Source organism: Massilia sp. MS-15, assembly GCF_020176695.1.
Classification (GTDB): Bacteria; Pseudomonadota; Gammaproteobacteria; order Burkholderiales; family Burkholderiaceae_D; genus Telluria; species Telluria hydrophila.
The window spans coordinates 51,764-69,470 of record NZ_JAIWIA010000025.1 but is presented as its reverse complement, the minus strand read 5'-3'; the positions used below and the strand labels follow the sequence as shown (position 1 = coordinate 69,470).

15 protein-coding genes are annotated in these 17,707 nt (G+C 66.9%); 11 read left to right on the top strand and 4 right to left on the bottom strand.

The genetic code is table 11. The annotated features are described in order from the left end of the window. Both LCI23_RS11210 and orn read right to left on the bottom strand, forming a co-directional pair. The coding region (locus LCI23_RS11210; protein ID WP_224946547.1) for a PAS domain-containing protein at nt 1-2,149 on the bottom strand (2,149 nt) is incomplete at its 3' end. Nucleotides 2,150-2,238: 89 nt separating this feature from the next. Then, on the bottom strand, nt 2,239-2,823 hold the full coding sequence (gene orn / locus LCI23_RS11205) for an oligoribonuclease (protein ID WP_224946546.1): 585 nt from the start codon (nt 2,821-2,823) through the stop codon (nt 2,239-2,241). A 95-nt stretch (nt 2,824-2,918) separates the two neighbouring features. On the opposite strand from orn, the gene LCI23_RS11200 reads away from it, so the two are divergent. The 6 genes from LCI23_RS11200 to LCI23_RS11175 all read left to right on the top strand — a co-directional run bounded on the left by LCI23_RS11200 (nt 2,919) and on the right by LCI23_RS11175 (nt 8,927). Beyond that, on the top strand, nt 2,919-4,181 hold the full coding sequence (locus LCI23_RS11200) for a M48 family metallopeptidase (protein WP_224946545.1): 1,263 nt from the start codon (nt 2,919-2,921) through the stop codon (nt 4,179-4,181). Next, nucleotides 4,178-4,519, top strand: a complete 342-nt coding sequence (locus tag LCI23_RS11195) for a 4a-hydroxytetrahydrobiopterin dehydratase (RefSeq protein WP_224946544.1) — start codon at nt 4,178-4,180, stop codon at nt 4,517-4,519. Before LCI23_RS11200 ends, LCI23_RS11195 begins: the two co-directional genes overlap by 4 nt. Further along, the gene (gene rsgA / locus LCI23_RS11190; protein WP_224946543.1) at nt 4,516-5,442 is read left to right on the top strand and encodes a ribosome small subunit-dependent GTPase A; all 927 of its coding nucleotides are present in this window, start codon (nt 4,516-4,518) and stop codon (nt 5,440-5,442) included. The genes LCI23_RS11195 and rsgA overlap by 4 nt, the downstream gene beginning before the upstream one ends. Nucleotides 5,443-5,642: 200 nt before the next feature. Continuing rightward, nucleotides 5,643-6,569: an ornithine carbamoyltransferase gene (gene argF / locus LCI23_RS11185; RefSeq protein WP_224946542.1), complete on the top strand. Its 927-nt coding sequence runs from the start codon at nt 5,643-5,645 to the stop codon at nt 6,567-6,569. 134 nt (nt 6,570-6,703) lie between these two features. Further along, nucleotides 6,704-7,936 (top strand): argininosuccinate synthase, encoded by a 1,233-nt coding sequence (locus tag LCI23_RS11180; RefSeq protein WP_224946541.1) that lies wholly within the window; start codon nt 6,704-6,706, stop codon nt 7,934-7,936. Between the two features lie 244 nt (nt 7,937-8,180). Next, nucleotides 8,181-8,927, top strand: a complete 747-nt coding sequence (locus tag LCI23_RS11175) for a M48 family metallopeptidase (RefSeq protein ID WP_224946540.1) — start codon at nt 8,181-8,183, stop codon at nt 8,925-8,927. Between the two features lie 42 nt (nt 8,928-8,969). On the opposite strand, the gene LCI23_RS11170 is transcribed toward LCI23_RS11175, so the two are convergent. Further along, nucleotides 8,970-9,689 (bottom strand): SDR family oxidoreductase, encoded by a 720-nt coding sequence (locus LCI23_RS11170; protein WP_224946539.1) that lies wholly within the window; start codon nt 9,687-9,689, stop codon nt 8,970-8,972. A 19-nt stretch (nt 9,690-9,708) separates the two neighbouring features. After that, a complete protein-coding gene (gene murB / locus LCI23_RS11165) occupies nt 9,709-10,737 on the bottom strand; it encodes a UDP-N-acetylmuramate dehydrogenase (RefSeq protein WP_224946538.1) in 1,029 nt (342 codons plus the stop codon). Between the two features lie 155 nt (nt 10,738-10,892). Between murB and LCI23_RS11160 the strand changes: the two genes are divergently transcribed. The 5 genes from LCI23_RS11160 (at nt 10,893) to LCI23_RS11140 (ending at nt 17,641) form a co-directional block, all read left to right on the top strand. Next, the gene (locus LCI23_RS11160; RefSeq protein ID WP_224946537.1) at nt 10,893-11,378 is read left to right on the top strand and encodes a YajQ family cyclic di-GMP-binding protein; all 486 of its coding nucleotides are present in this window, start codon (nt 10,893-10,895) and stop codon (nt 11,376-11,378) included. Nucleotides 11,379-11,510: 132 nt separating this feature from the next. After that, nucleotides 11,511-12,779: a nitronate monooxygenase gene (locus tag LCI23_RS11155; protein WP_224946536.1), complete on the top strand. Its 1,269-nt coding sequence runs from the start codon at nt 11,511-11,513 to the stop codon at nt 12,777-12,779. Nucleotides 12,780-12,920: 141 nt separating this feature from the next. Next, on the top strand, nt 12,921-15,290 hold the full coding sequence (locus LCI23_RS11150) for an EAL domain-containing protein (protein WP_224946535.1): 2,370 nt from the start codon (nt 12,921-12,923) through the stop codon (nt 15,288-15,290). 211 nt (nt 15,291-15,501) lie between these two features. Next, entirely contained in the window at nt 15,502-16,788 is a 1,287-nt protein-coding gene (locus LCI23_RS11145; protein ID WP_224946534.1) for a sensor histidine kinase, read from the top strand. 79 nt (nt 16,789-16,867) lie between these two features. Next, nucleotides 16,868-17,641: a LytTR family DNA-binding domain-containing protein gene (locus LCI23_RS11140; RefSeq protein ID WP_224946533.1), complete on the top strand. Its 774-nt coding sequence runs from the start codon at nt 16,868-16,870 to the stop codon at nt 17,639-17,641. The last annotated feature ends 66 nt before the right edge of the window (nt 17,642-17,707 follow it).

Here is a 17,707-nt window from a genome sequence, read left to right as displayed (position 1 = left end):
CCGCATCGACATTGTCGTCCACGATCAGCACGGTCAGCGCGCCCCGCTGCGCCGTGCCGGCCGGCGCTTCGGGCGTGGCCTCGGGCGCGCCGCCCTCCAGCAGCGGCAGCGTGACCACGAAGGTGCTGCCCTTGCCCGGTCCGGGGCTGGAACAGCCCACCGCGCCGCCATGCAGCTCGACCAGGTTGCGTACCAGCGCCAGGCCCAGGCCCAGGCCGCCCTGTGACCGGTCGGAGGAGCGCGCCGCCTGGGCGAACAGGTCGAACACCCGGCCGGTCAGTTCGGCCTCCATGCCGATGCCTTCGTCGCGCACGCTGATCACCAGCGCTCCGCGCTCGCCCTTGCCGCGTACCTCGGCGCGCAGGTCGATGGCACAGGCTTCCGGCGTGTACTTGGTGGCGTTGCCGAGCACGTTCGCGACCACCTGCACCAGGCGCGCCTTGTCGCCTTCCACCGCGGCCCAGGATGGCGGCAGGTGCACCGCCAGCTTCTGGCGCCGCGCCTCGATCGCCGGGCGCACCTGCTCCACCGCTTCCTGCACCACGGCGCGCATCCCGACCGGGGCGCGCTCCAGGGTGATCAGGCCGCGCGTGACGCGCGACACGTCCAGCAGGTCGTCCACCAGGCGCGTCATGTGGCGCACCTGGCGCCCGATGATGTTGCTGCTGTGGCGCACGCGCGCCACGCCGGCCGCATCGTCGAGCCGGCCGATGCGCAGCAGTTCGGCGGCGGCGCTGATCGGCGCCAGCGGATTGCGCAGCTCATGCGCCAGCATGGCCAGGAACTCGTCCTTGCGACGGTCGGCCTCGACCAGCTTCTGCTCGGCCAGCTTGCGGTCGGTGATGTCGCGGAAGAACGCAGCGATGCCGCCGTCCTGCATCGGGTAGGCGCGCACCTCGGTCCAGACCGGCTCGCCGTCGGGGAAGGCGCTGGCATGGATCGCCGCCGACGCAACCCGGGTCCGCATCACCTCGCGGTACATGCGCCCGGCGTCCGTGCCCGCCATGTCCGGGAACACGTCCCAGTGGCTGCGCCCGATCACCTCGGCCGCCGTGCTGCGGCACAGGCGCAGGCCTTCGGCATTCATCTCGATGATGGTCCAGTCGGCGTCGCATACCGCGAAGCCTTCGGCGATGGTGTCGAACAGGTGGCGGTTGCGGTCGCGCTCGGCGCGCAGCTCGGCCTGGGCACGCGCGGTTCCGGCCGCGGCCCAGGTGCGTTCGGCCAAGTCGCGCGCCAGCTGCACGTCGTCCTCGCTCCAGTGGCGCGCCTGGCGGCATGCGATGCCGAGGCAGGCCGTGAGCCGGTTCGACTTCACCAGCGGCACCAGCAGCAGCGCGCCGATCGCGGCGGCGGCGCAGGCGGGGCGGCAGCCCGCGGTGCGCACGTCGCCCGATGTGTCATGGATGCGCACCACGTCGCCGGCGTCCAGAGCGGCGGCCACGGCCGGGCCGAACGCCTCCAGGCTGACGTCCGGCGGCGCCGCGCGCTGGCCGGCGCGTGCCCAGCAGCGCGGGCGGGCAAGACGGCCGCTGGCCGCGTCCAGTTCCAGGTACAGCACGCGGTCGGCACCCAACTCGCCGCCCAGCAGCGCACTGGCGGTGGCGATCACCTCCTCGCTCGAGACGAGCGGGCGCAGCGCATCCGACACAGTCAGCTCGAAGGCGGCGCGGCGTTCGGCGGCGACGCGGCGCGTGGTTTCCATCACGGTGCAGAACATGCCGGCCACTTCGCCGTCGCCGCCGAGCAGGGGTGCATAGGAGAAGGTGAAGGTGGCGCGTTCCGGATAGCCGCGCCGCCGGACGGTCATCGGCATGTCCTCGAAATACACCTGCTTGCCGGACAGCGCACGGTCGATCAGCGGCACCATGTCCTGCCAAGCCTCGGCCCACAGCTCGCGACAGGGCGCGCCCAGCGCCTGCCCGTGCTTATGACCGAGCAGCGGTACGTAGGCGTCGTTGTAGAGGAAACTCAGGTCCGGCCCCCAGGCCAGGAACATGGGGAAGGCGGAGTGCAGCATCATGTCGACCGCGGTGCGCAAGGCCGGCGGCCAGCTCTCGGGCGGGCCGAGGGGGGTCTGGGTCCAGTCGTGCCGGCGGATGCGCGCACGCATCGCGGTCTCGCCGTCGGGGCGCGGTAGGTGAGCCATGGCCCGATTGTCGCATACCCTGTTGCCCATCAAGCATATTGCAAAAGTGCAATTGCCTGCGGCGGCGAAGCTGGTTTATGCCGGAAGCATTACAGCTTGATGAAGTGCTCGCGGTAGTAGCGCAGTTCCTCGATCGACTCGACGATGTCGGCCAGCGCCGTGTGCTTCTGGTGCTTCTTGAAGCCCGACGCCAGCTCCGGCTTCCAGCGGCGGCACAGTTCCTTCAGGGTCGACACGTCCAGGTTACGGTAATGGAAGAAGGCTTCCAGCTTCGGCATGCCGCGCGCCATGAAGCGGCGGTCCTGGCAGATCGAATTGCCGCACATTGGCGATTTGTTGGCCGGCACGTATTTTTTCAGGAAGGCGATCAGTTCCTGTTCGGCCTGGGCTTCGGTCACCGTGGAGGCCTTGACGCGGTCGATCAGGCCCGACTTGCCATGGGTGCCCTTGTTCCAGTTGTCCATCTTGTCGAGGGTTTCGTCAGACTGGTGGATGGCGAACACCGGGCCTTCGGCGATGATGTTCAGGTCGGCGTCGGTCACGACCACGGCCACTTCGATGATGCGGTCGGTGTCCGGGTCGAGGCCGGTCATTTCCATGTCCAGCCAGACCAGGTTGAACTCGTTCGGACGCACGGCCGCGCCTGCGCCTTCGGATTGTGTAGCTTGTGACATAATTCTCTCTTTGCTTATGTGTGCAGCATGCGGATGCTGCATTCGTTGTTGCGCATTTGCTTTGCACTAATCCTGCATTTTCTCACAGGCACAGCATGTCTTCACTCGGGTTTTCGGTCTTGTTCGTGGTTTTCTTCGCGCTGACGCTGGGCGTGCGTTTCTGGCTGGCCAGCCGCCACATCCGTCACGTGCTGCGCCACCGCGCCAACGTACCGGCCGAGTTTGCGCCCAAGGTAGCGCTGGCGGCGCACCAGAAAGCGGCCGACTACACCGTCGCGCGCACCCGTTTCGGCATCGCCGCCATGCTGTGGGGCGGGCTGGTGCTGATCGGCTTTACCCTGCTGGGCGGCCTGCAGGCGCTGTCCGTCGCCCTGCTCGGCCTGACCGGACCGGGCATGGCGCACCAGATCGCGCTGGTGGCGGCCTTCGCCGTGTTGTCCAGCCTGCTCGACCTGCCCTTCGACTGGTACCGCCAGTTCGTGCTGGAAGAGCGTTTCGGATTCAACAAGATGACGCCCGGCCTGTGGCTGGCCGACATGGCCAAGGGTGCGCTGGTGGGCGCGGTCATCGGCCTGCCGCTGCTGTGGGTGATCCTGGCCCTGATGGAGCAAAGCGGCGACCTGTGGTGGCTGTGGGCCTGGTGCGTGTGGAGCGGCTTCCAGCTCCTGATGATGGTGCTCTACCCGACCGTCATCGCGCCGCTGTTCAACAAGTTCACGCCGCTCGAGGATGCCCGCCTGAAGGAACGCATCGAAGGCCTGATGGCGCGCGTCGGCTTCGCCTCGAAGGGCCTGTTCGTGATGGACGGCAGCAAGCGCAGCGCGCACGGCAATGCCTATTTTTCCGGCTTCGGCAGCAACAAGCGCATCGTGTTCTTCGACACCCTGCTGACGCGCCTCGAGCCGCACGAGATCGAGGCCGTGCTGGCCCACGAACTGGGCCACTTCAAGCTGCGCCACATCGTCAAGCGCATCGCCGTGATGTTCGCCATCTCGCTCGGCCTGCTGGCCCTGCTCGGCTACCTGAAGACCCAGGCCTGGTTCTACACCGGCCTGGGCGTGCTCCCGATGATGGACGCGCCGAACGACGGCATGGCCCTGATCCTGTTCGCGCTGGTGCTGCCGGTGTTCAGCTTCGTGCTGTCGCCGCTCGGCTCGATCACCTCGCGCAAGCACGAGTTCGAGGCGGACGCCTTCGCGGCGCGCCATACCGATAGCAGCCACCTGGTCTCGGCCCTGGTCAAGATGTACGAGGACAACGCCTCGACCCTGACGCCCGACCCCTTGCACTCGGCCTTCTACGATTCGCACCCGCCGGCCTCGGTGCGGGTGAAGCACCTGAACATGGCGGCCGCATGACGGCGCCCGCCCTGAACCAGGCGCAGTGCCGCGCGGGCGCCGCGCCGCACGACCCCGATGCGCTGCGCGCGCGCCTGGCGCAGCTGCCGCACTGGCAGGCGGTCGACGGCGCGCTCACGCGGGAATACGCCTTCCCCGACTACCGCGCCACCATCGCCTTCGTCAACGCGGTGGCGGACATGGCCGAGTCCCAGGACCACCACCCCGACATGCGGGTCGGCTACCGCCGCTGCACGCTCGCCTACACCACCCATTCGGCCGGCGGCGCGCTGACCGACAAGGATTTCATCTGCGCGGCCCGGGCCGACGCGCTCTACGCGAAAGGACAGGCCGCATGAAGGGCAGCAAGAAGGCGCAAGGAGACCAGCTCACCGCCACCATCATCGCCGCCCATGGCCGCCACTACCTGGCCGATGCCGACGGCGAGAAGCTGCAGTGTGTCACGCGCGGCAAGAAGACCAACGTGGCCGTGGGCGACGTCGTGCACCTGGCCCGTACCTCGAACGACCAGGCCGTGATCGAAACGATCGCCGAGCGCAGCACCCTGCTCTACCGCTCGGACCAGTACAAGTCGAAACTGCTGGCGTCGAACATCTCGCGCCTGTTCATCGTGGTTGCCACCGAACCGAGCTTCGCCGACGACCTGGTCTCGCGCGCGCTGGTGGCGGCCGAAGCGGCCGGGATCGAAGCGCACATCATCCTGAACAAGGTGGACGTCGAGGAACCGCTGGCGCGCGCGCGCGAACGGGTCGGCCTGTACGGCGCGCTCGGCTACCCGGTGCACGAACTGTCGGCGCGCGCACGCCCCGAACAGGCGGTCGAGACCCTGGTGCCGCTGCTGGCGGGCCAGTCCTCGATCTTCATCGGGCAGTCGGGCATGGGCAAGTCGTCCCTGGTCAACCTCCTGGTGCCGGACGCCGACATCGCCGTGCGCGAGATCTCGGAAGCGCTCGACACCGGCAAGCACACGACCACCTTCACGCGCCTGTACTGGCTGCCCGGCGGGGCGGCCGGCCGGGCCTCGATCATCGATTCGCCGGGCTTCCAGGAATTCGGGCTCTACCACCTGACGGAAGGCATGCTGGAACGCGCGTTCGTCGAGTTCAAGCCCTACCTCGGCGGCTGCAAGTACTACAACTGCCGCCACCTGGCCGAACCGCAGTGCGCGGTGCTGGCCGCGGTCGCGGAAGGCAGGATCGCGAAGATGCGGCACGCACTGTATGCCCAGCTGCTGCACGAGTCTTCGCAGACGCTGTATTGACCAGGAACGTGGCGTTGGCGTAGGGTGGGCGGGTCACCCGCCCACGCGTGCACGTGGTGCCGGCCCTGAGGCAGCGCAGCCGTGCGTCGAACGCGTGGGCGGCACCGCCGCCCACCCTGCAAAACCGCGCCTTCCCTAACGTCAAGCAAAAACCCTTATAATTCAAGGGATAACATATTCAGCAAAGACGCAAAGACGATATGCCAGTCGCAAAGCCCATCAAGCACTTCCTGCAGTTCTCCGACTTCTCGCTGGACGAATTCGAATACGTCATCGAGCGCGCGAAGGTCATCAAGCGCAAGTTCAAGGCCTACGAGGTCTACCACCCGCTGGTCGACCGCACGCTGGTGATGGTGTTCGAGAAGAGCTCGACCCGTACCCGCCTGAGTTTCGAGGCCGGCATGCACCAGCTGGGCGGCGCCGCGATCTACCTGAACACCCGCGACAGCCAGCTGGGCCGCGGCGAGCCGGTCGAAGACGCGGGCCAGGTCATGTCGCGCATGTGCGACATCATCATGGTGCGCACCTTCGGCCAGGAAATCATCGAGCGCTTCGCTGCGAACTCGCGCGTCCCGGTGATCAACGGCCTGACCAACGAACACCATCCCTGCCAGGTGCTGGCCGACATCTTTACCTTCTACGAGCACCGCGGCCCGATCGCGGGCAAGCTTGTTACCTGGATCGGCGACGCCAACAACATGCTGTATTCGTGGCTGCAGGCGGCCGAGGTGTTCGGCTTCCACCTGAACGTGTCGACGCCCAAGGGCTACGAGCTCGATCCGAAGCTGGTGTCCACCCAGCGCTACACGCTGTTCGACAATCCGTCGGACGCCTGCGCGGGCGCGCACCTGGTCAGCACCGACGTCTGGACCAGCATGGGCTACGAAAAGGAAAACGCCGAGCGCATGAAGGCCTTCGACGGCTTCATCGTCGACGCCGCCAAGATGGCGCGCGCCACGCCGGACGCCCTGTTCATGCACTGCCTGCCTGCGCACCGCGGCGAGGAAGTGTCCGCCGACGTCATCGACGGCCCGCAGTCGGTCGTCTGGGACGAGGCGGAGAACCGCCTCCACGTGCAGAAGGCGCTCATCGAATACCTGCTGCTCGGGCGCATCGACGACAAGTAAGCCAGACGTTTGCACCATCGATTTCACCACCCACCACCAAGCTTGATCGTTGGCCGTCCGTCCCGCAGCGCGGGGCGGACTCGCACAAGGCCAGCTGACCATCCACAACCCCACCTCCTTCCACTGGAACATCCATGAGCGACATTAAAAAAGTAGTCCTCGCCTACTCGGGCGGCCTCGACACCTCCGTCATCCTGAAGTGGCTGCAAGACCACTACCACTGCGAGATCGTCACCTTCACCGCCGACCTCGGCCAGGGCGAAGAGCTGGAACCGGCGCGCGCCAAGGCGCTGAAGTTCGGCATCAAGCCGGAAAACATCTACATCGACGACGTGCGCGAGGAATTCGTTCGCGACTTCGTGTTCCCGATGTTCCGTGCCAACACCGTGTACGAAGGCGAGTACCTGCTGGGCACCTCGATCGCGCGTCCGCTGATCGCCAAGCGCCTGATCGAGATCGCCAACGCCACCGGCGCCGACGCCGTGTCGCACGGCGCGACCGGCAAGGGCAACGACCAGGTACGCTTCGAGCTGGGCGCCTACGCGCTGAAACCCGACGTCAAGATCATCGCCCCGTGGCGTGAGTGGGACCTGCTGTCGCGCGAGAAGCTGCTGAAGTACGCGGAAGACGCCGGCATCGAGATCGACATGAAGCACAAGAACGGCGGCGCGCCCTACTCGATGGACGCCAACCTGCTGCACATCTCCTTCGAAGGCCGCCACCTGGAAAACCCGAGCGCCGAAGCCGAGGAATCGATGTGGCGCTGGACCGTGTCGCCCGAGGCGGCGCCGAACGACGCCGAGTACCTCGACATCGAATACGAGAAGGGCGACATCGTGGCCCTGAACGGCAAGCGCATGAGCCCTGCCCAAGTCCTTACGGAGCTGAACCGCCTGGGCGGCAAGCACGGCATCGGCCGGCTCGACCTGGTCGAGAACCGCTACGTCGGCATGAAGTCGCGCGGCTGCTACGAGACCCCGGGCGGCTCCATCATGCTGCGCGCGCACCGCGCGATCGAATCGATCACCCTGGACCGCGAAGTGGCGCACCTGAAGGACGACCTGATGCCGCGCTACGCTTCGCTGATCTACAACGGCTACTGGTGGGCCCCGGAGCGCGTCGCGCTGCAGACCCTGATCGACCATACCCAGGCGACGGTGAACGGCTGGGTGCGCGTCAAGCTGTACAAGGGCAACGTGATCGTGGTGTCGCGCGATTCGAAGACCGATTCGCTGTTCGACATGAACATCGCCACCTTCGACGAAGACGGCGGCGCCTACAACCAGGCCGACGCGGGCGGCTTCATCAAGCTCAACGCGCTGCGCATGCGCATCGCCGCCAAGGCGCGCGCCAAGCGCGGCCAGTAAGCCAGACGCCACATCGTAGGGTGGGCAGATTCTGCCCACGCGTGCAAACGACGCATCCGGGCCGCTCCACGGTCTTCGAAAGCTGCGTTGCCGCGTGGGCGGAACATCCGCCCACGCTACCCCGGCGCGCCTGCCTGGCGCACTGCTTGACGACTGTCAAGAAGGCATCGATCCCCCGATACCGCCCCTTTCTTTCATGCCATCCTACCGACGTTTTTCCAACGTTCTCTTTCAGGATGACAACATGAAAACACTCACGAAATTTGCCGTGATCGCGGCGTTCTCCGCTTCCGCCAGCCTGGCCCAGGCCGTCGACCTGAAAGGCCTGCTCGGCGCCGGCGCCGACCTGGCCAAGGCCGCCTCGCTGAGCGATGCCGACATCATCGCCGGCTCGCGCGACATGATGGTCCAGATGGACGAGATGAACCCGGTCGCCCCACCCGGCAGCGACTACGCCAAGCGCCTGGCCCGGCTGACCAGGGGCCTGGAAAACGAGGATGGTCTCAAGCTGAACTTCGCCGTCTACATGGTGGACGAGGTCAACGCCTTCGCCACGCCCGACGGCAGCGTGCGCGTGTTCAAGGGGTTGATGGACATGATGACGGACGACGAACTGCGCGGCGTCATCGGCCACGAGATCGGCCATGCGAAGCTCGGGCACAGCAAATCGCAGATGAAGAGCGCGCTCCTGATGTCGGCCGGCACCAAGGCGGCCGGCGCCACCAACAGCGCGGTCGGCAAGGCGGTGGCGGCCAATGCCGAGACCATCGAGGCCTTCGCCAATGCCCAGTTCTCGCAGAAGGATGAAATCGCGTCCGACGACTATGGCTTTGAATTCATGCGCAAGTACAAGCACGATCCGGCGGCCCTGGCCACGGCCTTCCGCAAGCTGGCCAGGGCCGGCGGCAGCGGCGGCAACTCGCTGATGGCGAGCCACCCGGACCCGGCTTCGCGCGCGCGCCGCGTCGAAGAGCGGCTGGCAAAGAAGTAAGGAATCCTCAAACGGCGCGGGCCGCGCGGCCGCCCCGCCCGCTCAGGCGCGCGGATTGCGCAGGTCGTCCACCGGCTCCCGCCCGAAGCCCCGCGCCAGCAGGCAGTCCACCAGCGCCACCGCGCAATCGCGCGGCGCTACCAGCACGCCCCCCTCCTTCAGGTCCACGAAGCGCTGCCGCAGCGGGAACTTGCTGTCCGGGGTGGCGCGGATCTCGGCCTGCATGTCGGTATCGATCACGCCCGGCGCCAGGCTGACGCACTTCACCCGCGGATCGCCATCGAGCGCCACCGCCCGCGCGTGCTGGTCGAGCGCGGCCTTGCTGGCGCAGTACACGCTCCAGCCGGGATAGGCGCTGCGCCCGGCGCCGCTCGAGATGTGCAGGATGCGCCGCTCGGCCTGCGGCGCCGCCTGCGCGAACGCGGCCGACAGGGCCAGCGGCGCGGCCACGTTCAGGGTGGCCGCGGCCAGGACGGCAAGCGGATCCTGCCCGGCCAGCGGACCGACCGGCGTCACCATGCCGGCATTGTTGACCAGCAGCGCGGTGTCGCAGCCGGCCAGGAAGCTGCGCAGCGCCGGTCCGGCCAGCCAGGCGCCGAGCGCCGCGCCATTGCCCAGGTCGACCACCGCCTGCTCCATGCCTTCGCACGCCTGCGCATGGCCGCGCGCTACGCCCAGTACCGGGATGCCGCGCGCCATCAGTTCCGCCGCGACCGCGGCGCCCAGGCCACGCGAATGGCCCGTCACGACTGCCTTGATCATGCCTGCCTCCCCTGTTCCTTTAGATGAATACCGGCTCCGGTTCCAGCGCGACGCCGAACTTCGCCGCCACGTCGGCCTGGATCGCGCGCGCCAGCCGCAGCACGTCCTCGCCCGTGGCCCCGCCCAGGTTGACCAGCACCAGGGCCTGCTTCGGATAGACGCCGGCAGCGCCCAGCGCTCGCCCCTTCCAGCCGCACTGGTCGATCAGCCAGCCGGCCGCCAGCTTTTCGCTGCCGTCCGGTTGTGCGTGGTGCACCATGTCGGGATGGCGCGCCAGCAGCTGCGCGCACTGTTCCCGGCTCACCACCGGGTTCTTGAAGAAGCTGCCCGCGTTGCCGATCTCGGCCGGATCGGGCAGCTTGCGGCGCCGGATCGCCTCGACGATCGCGCCGATGTCGCGCGGCGTCGGCGCGGCCAGGCCGGCCGCCTCCACCGCCCTGGCCAGTTCGGCGTAGCGCAGGTTCGGCTGCCAGTCGGCCGGCAGCGAGAAGGTGACGTCCAGTACCACCAGCGCGCGTCCTTCCGGCTGCTTGAACAGGCTGTCGCGGTAGCCGAAGCGGCAGTCCGCCGCGGTGAGCGTGTGCAGTGCGCCGCTGGCCATGTCGAAGGCGCTCAGGGAGTGGAACACGTCGCGCGTCTCGGTGCCGTAGGCGCCCACGTTCTGGATCGGCGCGGCGCCCACGGTGCCGGGGATCAGGGACAGGTTTTCCAGTCCGCCCAGCCCCTGCGCCAGGGTCCACTCCACGAAGCCATGCCAGTTCTCGCCGGCGCGGGCACGCACCAGGATGCGCCCGTCCTGGCGGCCCAGCACTTCCCTACCCTGCCCGGCCATGTGCAGCACGATGCCGTCGACGTCGCGCGTCAGTACCAGGTTGCTGCCCCCGCCCAGCACCAGGCGCGGCAGTGCGGCCAGGGCCGGATCGCGCCGCAGCGCTTCCAGCTCGGCCGCCCCCTCCACCCGCAGATAATGCCGGGCGCGCGCCGGCAGGCGGAAGGTGTTGAGGGAAGCGAGGGGGAAATCGTGGAGGATGGAGAGCGTGGCTGGCATGGCGTGAAGGGGTTGTTGGCCGATATAGTAACAGGCCCGACCCCGGGCCCGGGCGGCAGCTTGCCTTTCCGGCAAATCGGATATCCCGGCAAGGGCGTTGTCCGTTAAAATAGAGGAATTCATCTATTTAGCATTAGCAGAAAAAGGAAATAGCCATGCCATCGTTTGATGTCGTCTGCGAAGCAGACATGGTCGAAGTCAAGAATGCCGTTGAGCAATCGAACAAGGAAATCACCACCCGCTTCGACTTCAAGGGCAGCTCCGCCAACGTCGAGCAAAAGGACAAGGAACTGACCCTGTTTGCCGATTCCGACTTCCAGCTCGGCCAGGTCAAGGACGTGCTCATCAACAAAATGGCGAAGCGCAAGGTCGACGTGCGCTTCCTCGACGAAGGCAAGGTGGAAAAGATCGGCGGCGACAAGGTCAAGCAGGTGATCAAGGTGCGCAACGGCATCGAGACCGAGGACGCCAAGAAGATCACCAAGGCCATCAAGGAAAGCAAGATGAAGGTCCAGGCCAGCATCCAGGGCGAATCCGTGCGCGTGACCGGCGCCAAGCGCGACGACCTGCAGGCCGCCATGGGCCTGCTGCGCAAGGACATCCAGGACCTGCCGCTCGCCTTCAACAATTTCCGGGACTGACAGGAGCGCCTGGCGCGCCATGACCGAATGTGGCGTGGCAGTGGCCGCGCCTGGGAGTAGAATGACGGCCGTGCACTACGGCCTGTCAGTGCATTTGTACGCGTAGGGAACTATCGCGGTTTAAGGATTGCAATGAAACGTGTTGATGATTTCCGCCTGAAGCTGGGCAACAAGGAATACGTGCCGATCATGATCGGCGGGATGGGCGTGGACATCTCGACCTCGGAACTGGCGCTCGAGGCGGCGCGCCTTGGCGGCATCGGCCATATCTCCGACGCCATGGTGCAGGACGTATCGGACCGCAAGTTCGATACCACCTTCGTCAAGGACAAGACCAAGCTCTACAAGTTCAACATCAACAACATGAACAAGGCGGTGGTCCAGTTCGACCTCGACCGCCTGGCCGAAGCGACCCGCCTGCACGTGGGCTCGACCATGGATGCGAAGAAAGGCGACGGCCTGATCTTCGTGAACTGCATGGAAAAGCTGACCATGAACGCGCCCAAGGAAACCCTGCGCGTCCGCCTGTCGGCCGCGATGGACGCCGGCATCGACGGCATCACGATGTCGGCCGGCCTGCACCTCGGTTCCTTCGAGCTGATCAAGGACCACCCGCGCTTCCGCGATACCAAGCTGGGCATCATCGTGTCCTCGGTGCGCGCGCTGCAGCTGTTCCTCAAGAAAGTCTCACGCCTGGACCGCCTGCCCGACTACATCATCGTCGAAGGCCCGCTGGCCGGCGGCCACCTGGGCTTCGGCATCGACGACTGGAAGCAGTACGACCTGCACACCATCATGGACGAGATCCATGGCTTCATGCGTGCGCAGGGGCTGGACATTCCGGTGATCGCCGCAGGCGGCATCTTCACCGGTTCGGACGCGGTCGGCTTCCTGGAAAAAGGCGCCGGCGGCGTGCAGGTGGCGACCCGCTTCACCGTCACCCACGAGTGCGGCATGCCGGACCACGTCAAGCAGGAATACTTCCGCGCCAGCGAGGAAGACATCATCGTCAACGGCGTCTCGCCCACCGGCTACCCGATGCGCATGCTGAAAAGCACGCCGGCGATCGGTTCCGGCATCCGCCCGGGCTGCGAGTCCTATGGCTACCTGCTGGACGCGACCGGCAACTGCGCCTACATCAACTCGTACAACCGCGAAGTGCAGGCCAGCCCGGACGGCAAGAACATCGCCGTGTTCGACAAGACCTGCCTGTGCACCCACATGCGCAACTTCAACTGCTGGACCTGCGGCCACACCACCTACCGCCTGAAGGACACCACCCACCGCCTGGCCGACGGCAGCTACCAGATCCTGTCGGCCCAGCATGTGTTCGAGGACTACCAGTTCAGCGTGGACAACGCGATCGCGCTGCCGCCGAAGCAGGAAACCGCCGCCGCCTGAGGCGCGGGCAGTAACTGTTCCGTATCCCCGAAGCCACGGTTCGCCGTGGCTTTTTTGTGCTGCGCCTGCCGCCGCCGAACCCGTGTAAGCTAAAAGCCCGACGAATCTCGACGAGCGCTTTTTTTCGCGAAGGGTGCCGGCATGTCCACCATCGAACCGTCCGCGCAGGTGTGCTTCCTGACCGATGACGAGGGCAAGGTCGTGACCTGGAATCCCGCCTGCGCCGACCTGTTCGGCTGGACACCGGAGAGCGCGCCGGGGCACCTCCTGACCGAGCTGGTGGCCGGCGAGGCCCGCTGGCCCGTCCTGGCCGCCGCTGGCGGCGGACGGCTGCAGATGCGCTTTGCCGGTGGGCATGAAGCCGCCGCCACCCTCAGCCTGCTGCGCCAGTACGGCACCGGTGGCGCACCGCAGGGCTGGAGCGCCAGCATCGCCATCGCTCCCGCCGATTCGCTGTCCGAAGCCGAACGCATCGGTAACACCCCGCTGGCCGAGGTGGTGGACCTGCTGCCCGGCACCTTCTATGCGCTCAACCGCGAAGGCCGGCTGCTAGTCTGGAACCACAACCTCGAACGCCTCACCGAAATGACGCCGGACGAGCTGGCCGCGGCCCGGGTCACCGACCTGCTCGAGCCGCACGAGCGCGCGCAGGCGCTGGAGAACATCCGCCGCGTATTCGACGAGGGCGCGGAGGTGTCGATGGAGATCAGCTGCGTGTCGCGCAGCGGTCGCGAGACCCCGACCGTGCTGGGCGGCGCGCGCGTGGCCTGCAACGGCGACCACTACCTGTTCGGCATGGGCATCGACATCAGCCGGCGCCGCGAGAAGGAGCGCCAGCTGCGCCTGAGCGAGCGGGCGCTGCACGCGGCCAGCAACGGCATCGTGATCACCCGCTGCAGCGGGCGCGACAATATCATCGAGTACGTCAACCCGGCCTTCGAGCACATCGCGGGCTATGCGGCCGACGAGGCGATCGGGCGCGATCCGCGCTTCATGGCCGCACCCGGTTTCGACGCCCACGAGCGCAGCCAGTTACGCCAGGCGATCGCCGAGCGGCGCCCGGTCAGCGTGGTGTTCCGCAACATGCGCAAGAGCGGCGAGATCTTCTGGAACGACCTGCGCATCACGCCGGTGCGCGACGAGCATGGCGAGGTCACCCACTTTATCGGCATCCTGCAGGACGTGACCGCGATCAAGCAGCGCACCGAGCACCTCGAGCACGAGGTCAACCACGACCCCCTGACCGGCCTGGCCAACCGCAACCTGCTGTGGGACCGGCTCGACCACGCGGTGCACCTGGCCCAGCGCCACGGCGCGATGGTGGCGGTGATCCTGGTCGACCTCGACAATTTCAAGGCGATCAACGATACCTTCGGCCACGAGGCCGGCGACGTGGTGCTCAAGGTGGTGGCGCGCCGCCTGCAGGCTGCGGTGCGCGACAGCGACACGGTGGCGCGCATGTCGGGCGACGAGTTCGTGCTGGTGCTGGTCGACCAGCCCTCGGTGCGCTTCACCCTGCGCATGGCCGAGCGCCTGCGCCAGGCGCTCGTCATGCCGGTGGCCTTTGGCGGCAACGAGATCCCGGTCGGCGCCAGCCTCGGGGTGGCCGTCTTCCCCCAGGACGGCACCGTCGGAGCCGAGCTGGTGCGCTGCGCCGACATGGCGATGTACCACGCCAAGGGCAATGGCGGCGGCGTGCATTTCTATTCGGCCGAGATGCGCAGGGCCAGCGAGCAGCGCGCCGCCCTGGCCGACGGCATCCGCAGCGCGCTCGAGCACGACGAGCTGTTCCTGCTGTTCCAGCCACGCATGGATGCGCGCGGCGGCCAGGTGCGCGGCTTCGAAGCCCTGCTGCGCTGGCGCCACCCGCGCCACGGGATCATGCTGCCGGCCGCCTTCCTGGCCGAGGCCGAGGAATCCGGCAAGATGATCGACATCGGCAACTGGGTGCTGGACCAGGCCTGCGCCTTCCTGCGCGAGCTGCGCCAGCTCGGCTATACCGGCCTGCCGGTATCAGTCAACGTGTCGCACCGCGAATACAGCCAGCATGGCTTCGTTTCCGGCATTGCCGCGCGCATCGCGCGCCACGGACTGGCCCCGGGCAGCCTGGAAATCGAGATTCCCGAAGGCGACCTGATCCGCAATCCGGTGCTGGGCCGCGAGCTGTCCACGCAGCTGCGCGAGGTCGGGGTGGCGCTCTCGCTCGACGAGTTTGGCAAGGGAATGTCCGACATTGCCTTCCTGCGCCAGTTGTCGGTGCGCCAGGTGAAGCTGTCGAAGGCGGCGGTGCACGAGATCGCCGCCGAGGGCAGCGGCAATCCGCTGGCCAAGACCCTGATCGACCTCGGCCACAATCTCGACCTGGCGGTAGTCGGCGAAGCCGTCGAGACCGAGGCGCAGGTGGACTTCCTGCGCTCACACGGCTGCGACCAGCTGCAGGGACAATGGTTCAGCGAACCGCTCGCGCCCGACGCGGTGCGCCAGATGCTCGACCAGCGCCACCACACCTAGGCAGCACGCCCTGGCGTTCAACCCCGGCCCGGCAGGACGCAATCCATACCTCCAATCGTGCAGGCTGTCGCAGTCGACTGGCGGCCGGGATGCGCACGGGGTAAAGTTGCATCATCCCAACAGTCATTTTGCCTGGGATCTTGTATTCCAGGCATGAACAGGCAGCGGCGCGGTACACTCGCCGCTTGCACCGAGAGCGAAACGAATGACCATGCAAGCAAGGAACACCAGCCCCCACTTTCTGTCGAGCGTCCTGTCGTGGCTTTACCGCGGCTTCGACGCCGTGGCGACCTGGGTGACCCAGCTGTCGTGGTGGAAGTTCTTCCTGTTTGCCATCCTGACCCTGATGGCCGGCGCGATCCTGCAGGAAGAGCTGTTTTCCGGCCCCGCCGAGGAAGAGATCAGCCGCGCCGAGCGCGAGGCCGGCCGGCGCGGCGAGGCCGCGATCCTGATCGACGAGAGCGGCATCCGTTTCCATCCGCGCAACCGCCCGCGCGGCGCTGCCGTCCCCAGTCCCGTCCCGGCTGATCCGCCCCCCGTCGACGGCGCGCCCGATGCGCCGGTCACACCGGATGCGCCGGCCGCACCGGTGCCCCCGGCGCCCCCGGCACCATCCAGCACGCCGGCCGTCGGCGCCAACGGCGAATCGGTGCACATCGAACTGCCGCCGCAGATTGGCGAGGAATTGTCGAATGCCATCGAAGCGGCGGTCGAAGACGCGGCCGAACAGAAGGTCTCGCGCTACCACAAGCAGGCCTCGACCTGGTTCATGAACTTCGTGGTGCTGTTCGTGCTCGCCCTGTTCGGCACCAAGGCCCTGGTCGGCGGCAAGAAGCGCGCGGAAGCGCAATCGCAAATGGCGAACGCGGCCGCCGAACGCGAGGCGATGCAGCGCCAGCTGTCGGAAACGAAGATGCAGATGATGCAGGCGCAGGTCGAACCGCACTTCCTGTTCAACACCCTGGCCTCGGTCGAGCACCTGATCCAGGTCGATCCGCCACGCGCCTCGGCCATGCAGCGCAGCCTGATCCAGTACCTGCGCGCGGTGCTGCCGCAGATGCGCGACAACGCCGTCGTCACCGGCCTCGGGCGCGAAGTGGACATGGTCACGGCCTACCTGAACCTGCTCAAGATGCGCATGGAAGAACGCCTGACGGTCGTGATGGAAGTGCCGGACGGCCTGCGCAGCGCGGCCTTTCCGCCAATGATGCTGCAGTCCATGGTCGAGAACGCGATCAAGCACGGCCTCGAATGCAAGCCGGAAGGCGGCACCCTGAAGATCCATGCCGACGTGGCCGACAACAAGCTGCGCGTGACCGTCACCGACGACGGCGTCGGTTTCGGCGTGGTGCCCAGCGACGGCACCGGCCTGGGCCTGCAGACCATCCGCGACCGCCTCAAGCTGCTGCATGGCGACGCCGGCCAGCTGCACATCGCGGCCAATAGCCCGAGCGGGGTGATCGCGATGATCGAGGTGCCCTACCAGCTGTCGAAGTGAAACGCCGCAGCTTGCCTGCCGCGCAGTTTCATTGAATAATTATTAAAGTCATCCACCTTTCAACCTGACCGAGACGCCCATGCCGAACGCCGCACCGACCGCGATCATTGCCGACGACGAAAGACTGATGCGCGACCAGCTGCGCCTGCGCCTGTCTGAAGTCTGGCCGGAACTGCAGATCCTCGGCGAAGCCAAGAACGGCGAGGAAGCGGTGGAACTGGTCGAGCAGCTCAAGCCCGACCTGACCTTCCTCGACATCCGCATGCCGGGCAAGACCGGGATGGAAGCGGCGCGCGACATCGGCGAACGCAGCCAGATCGTGTTCGTCACCGCCTACGACCAGTACGCGGTGGAAGCCTTCGAGCGCGGCGCGATCGACTACGTGCTCAAGCCCACCGAACCGGAGCGCCTGAAAGTCACCGTGGACCGCCTCAAGGCGCGCCTGGAACGCCCGGCCGAGAAGGTCAACGACAGCGTGCAGGCCATGCTGTCGCAACTGGCCGAGAAGATCGCCGCGCCCAAGCACAAGCACCTGCAGTGGATCCAGGCCAGCATCGGCCAGGACCTGCGCATGATCCCGGTGGAAGACATCCTGTTCTTCCGTTCCGACGAAAAGTACACCTGCGTGCAGACGGCCAGCTTCGAGGCCCTGATCCGCAAGCCGGTGCGCGACCTGGCCGAGGAACTCGATCCTTCCCTGTTCTGGCAGATCCACCGCGCCACCCTGGTCAACGTCAACGCCATCGAGGGCGTGACGCGCGACATCCGTGGCCGTCACCTGGTCCTGGTCAAGGGCCGGCCGGAAAAGCTCGAAGTGAGCCGCAGCTTCCTGCACCTGTTCAAGCAGATGTAGGCAGTGCGTGTGCGGCGCTTGCGCCGCTGGCCCACCACCGTCTGCGCTTTCGCATCGACTCCCTGA